Origin of the sequence: Pseudarthrobacter raffinosi (assembly GCF_023913735.1) — a bacterium.
GTDB classification, from domain to species: Bacteria; Actinomycetota; Actinomycetes; order Actinomycetales; family Micrococcaceae; genus Arthrobacter; species Arthrobacter raffinosi.
Genome location: NZ_JAMXBH010000022.1, coordinates 41,776 through 54,662, shown reverse-complemented (window position 1 = coordinate 54,662; position 12,887 = coordinate 41,776). Strand labels below are relative to the sequence as shown.

General features: G+C 64.8%; 11 protein-coding genes and 1 pseudogene. 9 read left to right on the top strand and 3 right to left on the bottom strand.

Annotation, left to right across the window (positions count from 1 at the left end; translation table 11 throughout):
* Positions 1–10 precede the first annotated feature (10 nt).
* From NG698_RS18095 to NG698_RS18085, 3 genes are all read left to right on the top strand, one after another.
* On the top strand, positions 11–1,084 hold the full coding sequence (locus NG698_RS18095; protein WP_252611411.1) for a lipid II:glycine glycyltransferase FemX: 1,074 nt from the start codon (positions 11–13) through the stop codon (positions 1,082–1,084).
* Between the two features lie 86 nt (positions 1,085–1,170).
* Positions 1,171–2,487 carry a peptidoglycan bridge formation glycyltransferase FemA/FemB family protein gene (locus tag NG698_RS18090; protein WP_252611403.1) on the top strand — a complete coding sequence of 439 codons (1,317 nt, stop codon included), beginning with the start codon at positions 1,171–1,173 and terminating at the stop codon, positions 2,485–2,487.
* A 39-nt stretch (positions 2,488–2,526) separates the two neighbouring features.
* Positions 2,527–4,014, top strand: coding sequence for a threonine/serine exporter family protein (locus NG698_RS18085; protein WP_252611401.1), 1,488 nt, complete (start codon positions 2,527–2,529; stop codon positions 4,012–4,014).
* Between the two features lie 22 nt (positions 4,015–4,036).
* On the opposite strand, the gene NG698_RS18080 is transcribed toward NG698_RS18085, so the two are convergent.
* Together NG698_RS18080 and NG698_RS18075 are read right to left on the bottom strand one after the other, a co-directional pair.
* The gene (locus tag NG698_RS18080; protein WP_252611400.1) at positions 4,037–4,876 is read right to left on the bottom strand and encodes a siderophore-interacting protein; all 840 of its coding nucleotides are present in this window, start codon (positions 4,874–4,876) and stop codon (positions 4,037–4,039) included.
* A 14-nt stretch (positions 4,877–4,890) separates the two neighbouring features.
* Positions 4,891–5,661: a uracil-DNA glycosylase gene (locus tag NG698_RS18075; RefSeq protein WP_058929988.1), complete on the bottom strand. Its 771-nt coding sequence runs from the start codon at positions 5,659–5,661 to the stop codon at positions 4,891–4,893.
* A 133-nt stretch (positions 5,662–5,794) separates the two neighbouring features.
* Here NG698_RS18075 and NG698_RS18070 point away from each other — a divergent pair, with 133 nt between their 5' ends.
* The 5 genes from NG698_RS18070 to groL all read left to right on the top strand — a co-directional run bounded on the left by NG698_RS18070 (position 5,795) and on the right by groL (position 10,356).
* Entirely contained in the window at positions 5,795–6,124 is a 330-nt protein-coding gene (locus NG698_RS18070; protein ID WP_252611398.1) for a DUF3263 domain-containing protein, read from the top strand.
* Positions 6,125–6,175: 51 nt separating this feature from the next.
* Positions 6,176–6,793, top strand: coding sequence for a LytR C-terminal domain-containing protein (locus NG698_RS18065; RefSeq protein WP_252611396.1), 618 nt, complete (start codon positions 6,176–6,178; stop codon positions 6,791–6,793).
* 158 nt (positions 6,794–6,951) lie between these two features.
* A complete protein-coding gene (locus tag NG698_RS18060) occupies positions 6,952–7,158 on the top strand; it encodes a cold-shock protein (protein ID WP_252602267.1) in 207 nt (68 codons plus the stop codon).
* A gap of 11 nt (positions 7,159–7,169) precedes the next feature.
* Entirely contained in the window at positions 7,170–8,435 is a 1,266-nt protein-coding gene (locus NG698_RS18055) for an ABC transporter substrate-binding protein (protein WP_252602270.1), read from the top strand.
* 292 nt (positions 8,436–8,727) lie between these two features.
* A complete protein-coding gene (gene groL / locus NG698_RS18050) occupies positions 8,728–10,356 on the top strand; it encodes a chaperonin GroEL (protein ID WP_058929984.1) in 1,629 nt (542 codons plus the stop codon).
* 77 nt (positions 10,357–10,433) lie between these two features.
* Here the strand turns inward: groL and NG698_RS21995 are convergent.
* Positions 10,434–11,610, bottom strand: a pseudogene (locus tag NG698_RS21995) (ABC transporter substrate-binding protein).
* A gap of 210 nt (positions 11,611–11,820) precedes the next feature.
* Here NG698_RS21995 and NG698_RS18030 point away from each other — a divergent pair.
* Positions 11,821–12,879 (top strand): RNase H family protein, encoded by a 1,059-nt coding sequence (locus NG698_RS18030; protein WP_252611391.1) that lies wholly within the window; start codon positions 11,821–11,823, stop codon positions 12,877–12,879.
* Positions 12,880–12,887: the final 8 nt, after the last annotated feature.

The window sequence follows — 12,887 nt, the reverse complement described above, 5'->3', positions numbered from 1 at the left end:
CACGGCCCCCTTGCGAGAATTCACCGCCCGCTTTGCCACAGCGGAGGAAATTGAGAACTGGGACAAGCACGTCACGGCCAACCCGAACGGCGGCAACATGTTGCAGTCCGCTGCCTACGCGTCCGTGAAGAACGGCAGCGGCTGGACCGCCCGTTTCCTGGTCCTGGAGTCTGCCGGGACTGCCAGCTACAACCTGGTGCTGGAGAAGAAATTCCCGGTGCTGGGCCGCCTGTGGTACCTGATCAAAGGTCCTGACCTGGGTGCCGTCGAGGACCTGAAGCCGGTCTTGGACGCGTGCGCTGCATTCGCCCGGAGCCGGAAGCTCAATGTCTTCGCCATCAAGATTGAACCGGACATCGTGTCCACCCCGGAAGCCCGGGCACAGTTCGCCGCCGCCGGCCTGGTGAAGGCCGCGAACATCCAGTCCAATGACTCCACGGCGCTCCTGGACATCGCGGCACCGGAGAACGAGGTGTTCCGGTCCATCTCCTCCCGCGCCCGCAACGCGATCCGCCGGGCAGAACGCGAAGGCTGCGCCGTGGTGCAGCAGGAGCCAGGCCCGGAAACGTACCGGGCGCTGTATGACCTGATGGCCGACACGGTGAACGCCAAGGGTTCCATGCCGTTGCGCAGCCTCGAGTACTACACTCAGTTCTGGGACGAATTCTGCACGCGCGGCCAGGGCAGCTTCTTCTTCGTTTACGAAGACGGCAAACCCAGTGTGGGCGCCTTTGTGATCAACTACGGATCCAAGGCAACCTACAAGGACGGCGGCTCCACGCAGAACAGGAAGCAGTACGGCGACTCGCACCTGGTCCAGTGGCAGGCCATGCGGAGAATGCAGGAACTCGGCTGCACCGAGTACGACTTCTGCGGCACGCCGCCCTCCGGCCTGATCAAGGACAAGACCCACCACCTGTACGGCATGGGCATGTTCAAAACGAGCTTCACCAAGACGGTGACGGACTTCGTCGGCTGCTACGACTACGTGCTGTCGCCCGTCAGGCACACCCTGTGGGTCAAGGGCGCGGAACGGGTCTTCCGCCGGCTTGAAACCGCACGCACCGGCCAGCAGTTCTACTGACCGCCCACCAGCCACTCTCACCATCCACACCACGAAGGCCAGCGCCTGCCCCAGTCGGCAGCCCAGCCATAGATGAGGTTATTTCCGTGAATCCAACCAAGGCCGGAGCCGGACTCGAGCTCAGCGTCCTCAGCGATGCCGAGTTTGAGTCCTTCTCCCTCAAGCATCCGCAAAACAACTTCATCCAGTCCGCTGACTTCACCCGTTTCCAGCGTGCCCGCGGTCAGTCAGTGGAACTGTTCGGTGTAAGGCGCGACGGCGACCTGGTCGCTGCCGGGAAACTGAACTTCACCACCAACCGCTGGGGCTACAAGGTGTGCGAGTGCGCCAAGGGCCCCCTCCTGGACTACACAGACTCCGCACTGGTGCGTGACGTCGTCGGACTCCTTAAGGAACGCGCCGCGGAACGCAAGGCTGCCGAACTCCGGATTTCCCCGAACCTGACGTACATCGCCCGCGATGCCGACGGCGCCGAACACCCCGAGATCGTGGACAACAGGCCGCTCGTGGCGGAACTGGCGGGCCTGGGTCTTGAACACCAAGGCTCGGACATGAACTTCACCAACGTGAACTGGATGTTCATCAAGCAGCTCGACGGCATCACGGACGCCGAGGAGCTCATCATGGGCACCAGCTACCGGACACGGAAGGCCATCCGGAAGGCTGAAAAGAACGGCGTGTTCCTGGAGCAGGCCACCCTTGAGACCCTCGACGAGTTCTACTATGCGCTGAGCACGGCGGGGGACGAGAGGGGCTTCTTCTACCGGGAACGCGAATACTACGACCAGCTCCTGCGGACCACCTCGGCCGAGTTCACCAAACTCATGATGGCCAAGATCGACATCCCCGCGTACCGGAAGTCCATCACCGAACGGCTGGAAGCGGAATCCGCGTCCGCAGCCGAACTCCGCCGTGAAGTGGAAGAGACCGGCAGCAAAAAGAAGGCCAACCGCCTCAAAGTGGTCCAGGACCTCGTGGACAGCTACGAGCGCAGCCTCAAGGACATCGAGCGGTTCCCGGACTCGGTGGGAGTGGCAACAGTAGCCGCCATTCACTTCGTCTGCTTCGGCGACGAGGTGGTCTGCGTCATCGGCGGCACCAAGCAGGACTACATCTACTTCAACGGCGCCACCTCGCTGTACTGGGGGATGCTGCTGCACGCGCTGGACAAGGGCTACTCGCGCTACAACTTCTACGGCACCTTCGGCATCCAGGGACAGGACGAAGAAGGCCACGGCGGCTACGAGTTCAAGAAGGGCTTCGGCGGCGACGTGGTCCAGCTGCTGGGTGACTTCGTGATGCCGGTGCGGCCGGTAGCCTTCCAGGCCAACCGCCTGTTCCGAGCGGCCATCGCGGCGGCGCGCACCCTGCTGGGCAAACTGCCACTGAAGCGCCAGGCCTAACACCAAACCACGAACTGCCAGAAAGGGAGGAGCACCAAGGTGAACGATCGACCTGAAAACCCAAGGCGCAGGCCTCCCACCGACGGTCTGCCCAAAACAGAGCCTCTCACCCCCTCCCAAATCCACCAGGATGCGGCGGCGAAGAGGATGCTGCGGCGCCTGGTGCGGGGGGAGAACCCGCCGACGGCGCCACTGAGCATTGTGGACAGGCTCGCCGGAAGCCCCTACGCCAACCCCATGATCCAGGTGGGAGGCGTGGACACGTCCGCACGCAAGACCCTGGACTTTTCCCTGCACCTGGCCGAGACCATGTTCCGGTACGGGGCAGGAGCCCTGGAAGTGGAGACGAGCATTATTGCCGTCACCGCGGCGCTGGGGCTGAAAAACATCGAAGTGGACATCACCAACCAGTCGGTGGCCATCAACTATGCGCCCAAGGACCAGACGCCCATCTCGCTGCTTCGGGTTGTGCGGTCCTGGACCAACAACTATGCCGGGCTGGCCAAAGTACACCGGCTGGTGACGGACATCGTGGCCGGGGGAGTGGGGCGCGATGAAGCCATCCGCCGGCTGGACGAGGCCATCACCAGCCCCAAACCGTTCCCGCGCTGGATGGTCACCATAGCGTTCGGCGTGTTCGCCGCAGTCTTTGTGGGTGTGCTCGGCGGCGGGCCGGTGTCCTCGGGCATTGCCTTCGTGGCCAACATCGGTGTCAGCCTGCTCGCCCGCCAGCTGGGCCGGTGGCGGGTTCCGGACTTCTTTACGACGGCGGCATGCTCCTTCGGCGTTACACTCACCGCGCTGCTGTTGTGGCGCTTTGAACTCACCAACGCCCCGGCGATTGTGGTGGTGGGCGGCATCCTCCTGCTGCTGCCCACCGGGCGCCTGGTCTCCTCGGTCCAGGATGCCATCAACGGGTTCCCCGTGACCGCAGCGGGCCGGTTTCTGTCCACCTTGCTGACCTTTGGTGCGATTGTGGCCGGGATCGCGGTGGCCTTTGTGGTGGGCGCGATGACCGGAATGCAGCCCATTAGCGTTACCCAGACATTCCCGCCAGCCTACGACCTCTGGGTCCTGGTGATCTTTATTGCCGTCGCCGTGATGGCCATCGGCGTGACGGAGCAGACCTCCTGGGAGCTGCTGCTGCCTACCGCGGGCGTGGGCGTCGTGGGCTACCTTGTGCTGCTGGGTGCCGCGTCCCTCGGCGTCGGTGACCGGTTCTCCCCGGCGCTCGCCGCCGTTGTGATTGGCCTGCTGGCGCGGGTGGTGGCGTTGAAGATGGGCGCACCGCAGCTGGTGGTGGCCGTCCCGGCGGCCCTGATCCTGCTGCCCGGGCTGACCATTTTCCGCTCGATGTATGTGCTGACCATCGAGGAATCCGAAATCCTCCTCGGCGCTGGCGGCATGCTCAACGCCGGCGCGATCGTCCTGGGCACAGCGGCCGGCATTGTCCTCGGCGACACCCTGGCCCGGCCGTTGACGGGCAGCCTGGCCAGCAACGAACGGCGACGCGCCCGGCGCCGCTAGGTACAGCTCAGATCTTCCCTGCTTAGATCTTCCCCACGGGCAGTTTCTTCTCCGCCTGGAAGTCGTCCTCCACCCGGCCCTGGGCCCAGTAGCCGGACAGCGAAACCTGGCTCCGTTCCAGGCCGCGCTGGACGAAAAACACGTCCCGCAGGCTCTTCATGTAGCCGCGCTCGCCATGGGCAAAAACGTCAACGCGGCCAGTGGGCCATTCGGCGTCGGCCACCGCTGAGACGAGGAGGTCCCCGGCGCCTGCCGGCGCGCCGTGGCGGCGCAGCCAGGTCACCTTAACGCCCGCCGGGGACGCGAGGGGCTGGATGTCGGCGTCGCTGTCCACCTCGATATACGCCAGGCCGGTCGCTTCCGCCGGCAGCGATTCGATGGCGGCGGCGATCGCAGGAAGTGCGGCTTCATCGCCGGCAAAGAGGTACCAGTCAGCGTCAGGCGCCGGGTTGTAGGCGCCGCCCGGGCCGGTGAAGGTGAAGGTGTCCCCGGGCTTGGCGGCAGCCGCCCAAGGGCCGGCCAGCCCTTCGTCGCCGTGGATCACAAAGTCGATGGCGAGTTCCTGGGCCTCGGTGTCCACCCAGCGGACCGTGTAGGTGCGGGTGAAGGGCCACTGCTCGCGGGGCATGGTTTCGCGGATGGTCCACAGGTCCAGGGGCTGGGCATAGTCAACGCCGGGCTGCGGGAAGACGATTTTGATGTAGCGGTCCACGAAGGTGTTGTTCACGTAGGCGGCAAAACCTTCGCCGCCGGCCACGATCCTGACCATGTATGGCGAGAGTTCTTCCCGTCGGATGACCGTGAGATCGATCTGCGGACGTGTTTTTTTCGTGGCGTTGGTGGCGGCCGGAAGAGTGCTCATAAGGCAAGCCTAAGCTAAGGGACCGGAGGGAGTTCCCAGGTTACGCCAGGGCATCCCTGGTCCTGCAGCAGTTGGTTGATGGTGCTGAAGGGCCGGGAGCCGAAGAATCCGCGCGACGCCGACAGCGGGCTGGGGTGGGCGCTGGACACGACCGCCGCGCCGGGCAGGAGGGGCCGGACGCTCTCCGCGTCCTTGCCCCACAGCACCGCCACCAGCGGCGACGGCCCGCCGTCGGAAGTGCGCCGGCTGGCCACCGCGGTGACTGCCGCCGTCGTGATGGCCTCCCAGCCTTTGCCCCGGTGGGAGCCGGCTGCCCCGGCGCGGACGCTCATGACCCGGTTAAGCAGCAGGACCCCTTGGCTTGCCCAGGCGGACAGGTCGCCGTGGACGCGCGCCGGAAGGCCGAGGTCAGACTCCAGCTCACGGTAGATATTCGCGAGGCTCCGCGGGATGGGGCGGGTCCGCCCGTCAACGGCAAAGGACAGGCCGATCGCGTGGCCCGGCGTGGGGTAGGGGTCTTGGCCCACTACCAGGACCTTCACGCCAGCCAGCGGCTGCCGGAAGGCGCGCAGAACGTTCGACGGCGCCGGCAGCACGCGGTGGCCCGCGGCAACTTCGGCAGCCAGGAAGCCCAGGACGCCGCGCAGCTCACTCTCTACGGGGCCCAGCGCCTCCGCCCAGTCGGCAGCCATCAGCTCACTGAGCGGCAAGGCGGCCATCTCGGCAAAGCCAACGGCCTCCGCCGGGTCCGCCGTCAGTTCGAACAGCGCGTCAGATTCAAACACGCTCCCATTCTCGCAGGGTTGCCTGATGCTGCGGTCGGGGCGCAAATGACAACCGTGTTATTCACGCCGTAGCATGGGGAGGAGATTTAGTAACTTGACCGGTGATTCAGCGAGACCAGCGAAGGGGTGTGCCGTGGCGGAACCTGCTCGGGAATATATGCCGGAGCCGGAGGAGCGCGGTTCTTTGCTGGCTGACTTTACCCTCCGTGACTCCCCGTTGAGCGAGCGCGACCAGCAAATGCTGGCACTCGAGCGGCAGTGGTGGAAGTACGCCGGGGCCAAGGAACAGGCCATCAGGGAGCTGTTCGATCTGTCCGCAACGCACTACTACCAGCTGCTCAACGCCCTCATCGACACCGAGGCTGCACTGGCCCACGACCCCATGTTGGTCAAGAGATTGCGTAGACTACGTACGTCGCGTCACCGGGCACGCACTGCACGACGCCTGGGTTCCGACGCCTGACCACGCTCGTGCTGAGCAATCAGCAGCAATCAACAAGGACGTCTCCCCACCATGACCAAATACGCTCGGGATGAATTCGACAAGGTTCCGGAGTCCGCCTCGCGGCAAGGCGTCCACCGTGCGGCCTCGGCGCCTGCCCGCCGCAAGCTGTGGCCCATCCTCGCGGTGGGGATTGTGGCATTGGCCATTGGAGTGGTGTCCTTCCTGATCCTTCCCAAGCTCGGGTTCACCCAGGCCGGCAGTGAAGCCTCCACCAGCCTGGAATCAACCGCGGCCCCCGAGGCAAGCGCGGCACCGTCGGCCACCGCTGAAGCCTCCACGGACCCGGAGCCCTCTAATAGCCCTGACGCCGAGCCCAGCGCTTCGCCCAGTAACATTCCCTCCGCGGTTGTGCTGGACAAGACCCAGGGCGTGGCCATCTACAACGCCTCCGGTAAGGCCGGGCTCGCCGGACGCATCAGCTCTATGGTCCAGGCCGATGGCTGGACGCTGGGCCAGGTGGGGAACTGGGGCGGCGCTCCGCAGCAAACATCCGCGATCTTCTACTCGGGCCCGGCGCAGAAAGCCAACGCCGAAGCAGTCTCCGAACTCCTGAACATCCCTACTCTGGTGGAGAGCCAGGACTTCCAGGTGCCGTTGGTTGTTGTCCTGGGGCCGGGCTACCAGTAGCGTCTCGCGGTCACGCCTGAGTAACTTTTGGGCCCCGGAGCGGCCGTGTGGTTCGGCCCGCCGGATGGCTTGTCGCTAGAGTGATTTCAGGCTTCGGTCCGTAACAAGCGGCACACTTCCGACAGGGACCGACGGCACGACGGAAAAGAGTGGACATCATGGCATTGGGAACGGTTAAGTGGTTCAACGCCGAAAAGGGCTACGGCTTTATTACGGTGGACGGCTCCGGGGACGATGTCTTTGTGCACTGGTCGGCCATTGAGGGCGAAGGTTACCGGGCCCTGGATGAGGGCCAGCGCGTGGAGCTTGAAGTCGGTGAAGGCGAGAAGGGCCCGCAGGCAGAAAACGTCCGGCCCACGCAGTGATCTCCCGCAGCTTGCGTTCAACAATCGTCCGCACAGCCACAGGGGCGGCCGTCCTGCTGGCCCTGGCCGGCTGTGCCGGGGCAGGCGGCAACGCCCGCGTTGAATCCGCTGAAGCGTCCGGTGACGGCACGCTGCGGATCGGGCTGATCCAGGACAGCGCAGGGGGGCAGGCCTTCCTCAACGACTCGCAGCTCGCTGCGGCCCAACTGGCCATCAAGGAAATCAATGCGGCCGGCGGTCACAAGGGCAGGCTTGTTGACCTGGTGGTAGGCGCCGGTGAAGGCGCCGATGCCCAGGCCAGGAATCTGGCCTCAGCCAAGGTTGATGCAGTGATCGGTCCCACGGATTCGAGTCACGCCGCTGCCGCCATCGACGTCCTCTCGGCTGCGCGGGTCCCGCTCGTCTCGCCGGCCAACTCCGCTGCCGGCCTGTCCCGCTTCAAGAGCGGCGGCTACTACTTCAGGACGGCGGCCGCGGACGTTGCACAGGCCTCGGTGCTGGTGAAACTGGCCAAGGACGGCGGCGCCAAGGGCCTTGCCGTGGTCTACCAGGACTCTAGCTACGGAAAGGACGTTTCGGTCGCGGTGACCGGCGCCGCCAAGAACGCCGGCCTGGAGACTGTCTCCACCACCGCCTTCAAGCCCGGCGACGCCGGGAACGCGGCAGCTGCTGCCAAGGCTGCCACGCCTGACGCCGTGGTGCTCATCGCCAGGGGCGATGCCCAGGGCGCCATCGCCGAGCTCAATAACGCTGGGATCTCGGGCAAGAGCATCATCCTGAGCGACGGCGCCTTCGCCCAATACGGTTCGGGGGTGGGATCCAAGGCCCTCGACGGCGCCCGTGCAGTGGTGCCAGGCCTGCTGCCGTCCGCGGACTTCCAAGCACGGCTTGTTTCGGTCAACCCTGCATTGAAAGACCTTTCGTTCGCCGCCGAGACCTACGACGCCGTGAACCTCGCGGCCCTGGCGGCAGCGAAGGCTGACGACGATGCCGGCCGCTCCATCGCCGCCAACCTGATCGCCGTGTCCGGCGGGACAGTTGGCGGGCAGCCCGCCGCGAAGGCCTCTGGCCCGGCCACCAAGCCGTGCCTGTCCTACACCGAGTGCCTCGCTGTCCTGAAGACCGGGGCAGGCATTAATTACGACGGCGAATCGGGGCCGGTTGCCTTCGATTCCAACGGTGACATCACCACTGCCAATTACATGGTGTTCACGTACGGCGCGGACAACAAGGCAGTGCTCAGCGGCCGTGAGGCTGCGGGCCGGGCCGCAGGCTGATCGCCAATGGCGAACGGGTCGCCCTGACAGGGCGATTTGCGGGGTCTTTCGCTTGCACTCTCACCTAGGGAGTGCTAATTATTGAGTTAGCACTCTTACGTACCGACTGCTAAAGCAACGTCCGGTTTTTCCGGCAGCGGAGCTTGGCGGCGGGTCGTGGAGCGAGAGAAATACCTAGCTGGAGTGAGATCCCCAGCCGCGGCATACAGAGGCCGCCGGTGAAGGATCGTCCGTCGCGGGCACTGCAGTGAGGTTCATTCTTAACGACTGTCCCGAAAGGACTACTGCCGTTATGGCCAAGATCATTGCATTTGATGAAGAGGCACGCCGCGGTCTTGAGCGGGGCCTGAACATCCTCGCCGACGCCGTCAAGGTCACCCTCGGCCCGCGTGGACGCAACGTCGTCCTCGAAAAGAAGTGGGGCGCCCCCACGATCACCAACGATGGTGTTTCCATCGCCAAGGAGATCGAACTGGACGACCCTTACGAAAAGATCGGCGCTGAGCTGGTCAAGGAAGTTGCCAAGAAGACGGACGACGTCGCTGGCGACGGCACCACCACGGCTACCGTGCTGGCGCAGGCCCTGGTCAAGGAAGGCCTGCGCAACGTCGCGGCCGGCGCTGACCCGCTGTCCCTCAAGCGCGGTATCGAGAAGGCTGTCGCGGCCGTCACGGTTGAACTGCTGGCCTCGGCCAAGGAAATCGAAACCAAGGAAGAGATTGCGGCTACTGCCTCCATCTCCGCCGGTGACGACGAAATCGGCGCCCTGATCGCTGAAGCCCTGGACAAGGTGGGCAAAGAAGGCGTCATCACCGTCGAGGAGTCCAACACCTTCGGCCTGGAGCTCGAGCTCACCGAAGGCATGCGCTTCGACAAGGGTTACATCTCCGCTTACTTCGTTACTGATACTGAGCGCCAGGAAACGGTCCTTGAGGACCCGTACATCCTGATCGTCAACTCCAAGATCTCCAACGTCAAGGAACTGGTTGCTGTCCTGGAAAAGGTCATGCAGTCCAACAAGCCGCTGCTGATCATTGCCGAGGACATCGAGGGCGAGGCCCTGGCCACCCTGATCGTCAACAAGATCCGTGGCACCTTCAAGTCCGTTGCCGTCAAGGCTCCGGGCTTCGGCGACCGCCGCAAGGCCCAGCTGGCCGACATCGCTGTACTCACCGGTGGCCAGGTCATCGCCGAGGAAGTCGGACTCAAGCTGGAGACCGCCGGACTGGAACTCCTGGGACGCGCCCGCAAGGTTGTTGTCACCAAGGACGAGACCACCATCGTTGAAGGTGCCGGCGACGCCGACCAGATCGCTGGCCGCGTTTCCCAGATCCGTGCCGAGATCGAAAACTCCGATTCGGACTACGACCGCGAGAAGCTGCAGGAACGCCTGGCCAAGCTGGCCGGCGGCGTTGCAGTCATCAAGGCCGGTGCCGCAACCGAAGTTGAGCTCAAGGAACGCAAGCACCGCATTGAGGACGCTGTCCGCAACGCGAAGGCTGCTGTTGAAGAAGGCATTGTCGCCGGTGGCGGCGTTGCACTGATCCAGGCCGGCGCCAAGGCGTTCGCGAACCTGAACCTGACAGGTGACGAAGCAACCGGTGCGAACATCGTCCGCGTTGCCATCGACGCCCCGCTGAAGCAGATCGCCTTCAACGCTGGCCTCGAGCCTGGCGTTGTTGTCGACAAGGTCCGCGGCCTGCCTGCAGGCCACGGACTGAACGCAGCAACCGGCGAATACGTCGACCTGCTGGCTGCCGGCATCAACGACCCGGTCAAGGTAACCCGCTCTGCCCTGCAGAACGCGGCTTCCATTGCCGGTCTGTTCCTCACCACCGAGGCCGTAGTGGCCGACAAGCCGGAGAAGAACGCTCCGGCCATGGGTGGCGGCGACGACATGGGCGGCATGGGCGGCTTCTAGTCCCCAGCGCCCGGACTACGTTCCGCGCAAACCATAATGCGGCCCCCTCCACTGGAGGGGGCCGCATTTGTTTGGCGCTACTTGCGGGCCGTGGCCAGCATCCCTTCGACTTCCTTCTTGAACGCGTCGGCGGCCGCCTGCGGAGTCATCCGGTCGTACAGGACTTCGTCGGTGAACCGCTTGATGACGTTCTGGACGCTGCCGGCACCCACCGGCGGGACGGGAGGCGCGCCGGCGATGTCCGGCGCAATGACCTTCAGGAAGGCCACCACAGTGGTGCCTGCCGGCTTGAGGGCCGGGGTGATGCCCTCGACGATCTCAGAGTTGCTGGGGACTCCGCGGTCTGTCATAAGGATGGCGCCTGCGGGGCGCGGAGCATCTTGATGCTGCTGCCCGTGGTGGTTTCCAGTGATCCCAGCTGGTTGGTCCACCACCAGGCCATGCCCACCCGGTTCGTGCCGAACAGGCTCTCCTCAAGGCCTGCGCCGGAGTCCTCGGTGGCCACCGTGGCCGGCGGGGTGACCTGGGAATCGCGCTGTTCCTTCAGCCATTCCCAGAACGCAGCGGCCGTAGCGGTGTCGGAGTCCAGTTTCCCGTCCTGGGAGTAGAGGTCCTCGCCGTGCTGCCGAAGCCAGATGATGAGGTCCGCCTCGTTGCTGCCATAGGCCGCGCCGTAGCTCTTCCCGTCACCGGCCGCGCTGAGTTTCGCGGCGGTGTCCAGTCGTCCCAGGTCCAGATGGTGTCGTCGGGGACAGGCACGTTTGCTGCCTCGAAGACCTTGGTGTTCGCCATGATGACGTAGGCGTTCTTTCCGGTGCTCAACCCGTACTGTGCGTTGTCGTATTGGCCGGACGCCAGTGATTCCTTGTCCAGCTTGGAGGTGTCGATCCCGCCCTGTTTGGCCAGGTCCAGCAGCGCCCCGCGGCCACCGTACTCGGCGATGTATTTCTGGTCCATCTGGATGACATCCGGTGCGTCATTGGCAGCGGTCGTGGTGGCCAGTTTGTCCCAGTAGCTGGCCCATTCGCCCGGCTCGGATTCGATCTTGATGTTGGGATGTTCCGCCTCGAACGCGTCGATGACTCTCTCTGTTTGCGCGTTGAGGTACTCATTGCCCCACCAGGCGAACCGCAGGGTGACTTCGCTGTTTTCGCTGGAGCCGGCGGGTGCACCGCAGCCTGTGGCGAGCAGTGAGACAGCGACGGCGACTGCGCCGAACTGGAATCTCCTGCGGCTAATGGCCCGAATCTTCATTGACGTGCCGTCCTCAAAAGGGTGGAGGTCCACCCCGCGCGTGTCCCGTGGCGGCGTCGGTGCCGGTGGGGAAGCTTCGACTGAGAAAGCGCTTTCCCGGCCAGGATTCGGATTCTGCCGCGCTTCGACTTCGGCGTCAAGGCTTTTCGGTAAGCGGTTTCCCGAGCGCTGGCTGAACCGGTTGTCGGCGCTGTCTGGCAGGATGGTTAGGTGACAATTACTGCAGCGGCCGACGGTTCGGCTTTAGGAAATCCCGGCCCGGCCGGTTGGGCCTGGTATGTGAACGACGACTGCTGGCGCGCCGGGGGATGGCCGCACGGCACCAACAACCAGGGCGAGCTGATGGCCGTCCTGGATCTGTTCCGTGCCACCGCCCACGTCCCGGAGGAGGACCTGAGGGTCCTGTGCGACAGCCAGTACGTGATCAACTCCATCACAAAGTGGATGCCGGGCTGGAAACGCAAGGGCTGGCGGAAGGCCGACGGCAAACCCGTCCTGAACGTTGAACTGCTCAAGGAACTTGACCGGGAAATCGCCGGCCGGAAATACACGTTCGAATGGGTCAAGGGCCACGCAGGCCACGACCTCAATGAGGCAGCCGATGTCCGCGCGCGTGCAGCCGCCACCGCGTACCAGCAGGGTGTGGCAGCGCGTTCAGGCCCGGGCTTCGCGGGAGCCCCGGCAGCGGTTGGCCCAGCAGCTGATAGCCGGGTTGCCGTCAGCCCTGGGGCAGGCGCCGCACTGACCAGCCCCCGCGCCGCCACTGCAGCCAGCCTTCAGGCCGCCACCACAGCCGGCGGTGCTGGCTTCGACAGTCAGGTCTCGTACGGCCAGGACCTTTTCAACCAAGGCCCCTACGAGGAGCCGGACCTCTTCAGTGAGCTGGAGAGCGACTCCTTCATCCCGTCGCAGTCCGCCGGGGCCGAGATGAGCCCCGAAGCGATCGTCGAGGCCCTCGAACGCGAGTTGTCGGGCCCCGACATCCGTGGGGACATCGGCCGCACCGGCGTCCTCCTGCACCCTGATTTTATGGAGATCGGAACCTCGGGCAGGGTATGGACCCGTGACGCCACGATGATGGCATTGGAAGAGGAACCGGGGCAGCACACTGAACTGGAGATCCTGGGTGCGGACCGCATCGGGACCAGCGCGATCCTGCTGACGTGCCGAAGCTACTCGCGCTCAGGCACGGCTCTCCATAGCTCACTGTGGGTCTTGGACGGCAACAGATGGCGGCTCCGATTCCGCCAGGGGACGCCGGAGGCGTAGGGGCCATT

Coding starts and splice junctions, on each gene's coding strand:
- NG698_RS18080 (WP_252611400.1), bottom strand. CDS start 4,876: ATGAGCACTCTTCCGGCCGCCACCAACGCCACGAAAAAAACACGTCCG.
- NG698_RS18065 (WP_252611396.1), top strand. CDS start 6,176: ATGACCAAATACGCTCGGGATGAATTCGACAAGGTTCCGGAGTCCGCC.
- NG698_RS18060 (WP_252602267.1), top strand. CDS start 6,952: ATGGCATTGGGAACGGTTAAGTGGTTCAACGCCGAAAAGGGCTACGGC.
- groL (WP_058929984.1), top strand. CDS start 8,728: ATGGCCAAGATCATTGCATTTGATGAAGAGGCACGCCGCGGTCTTGAG.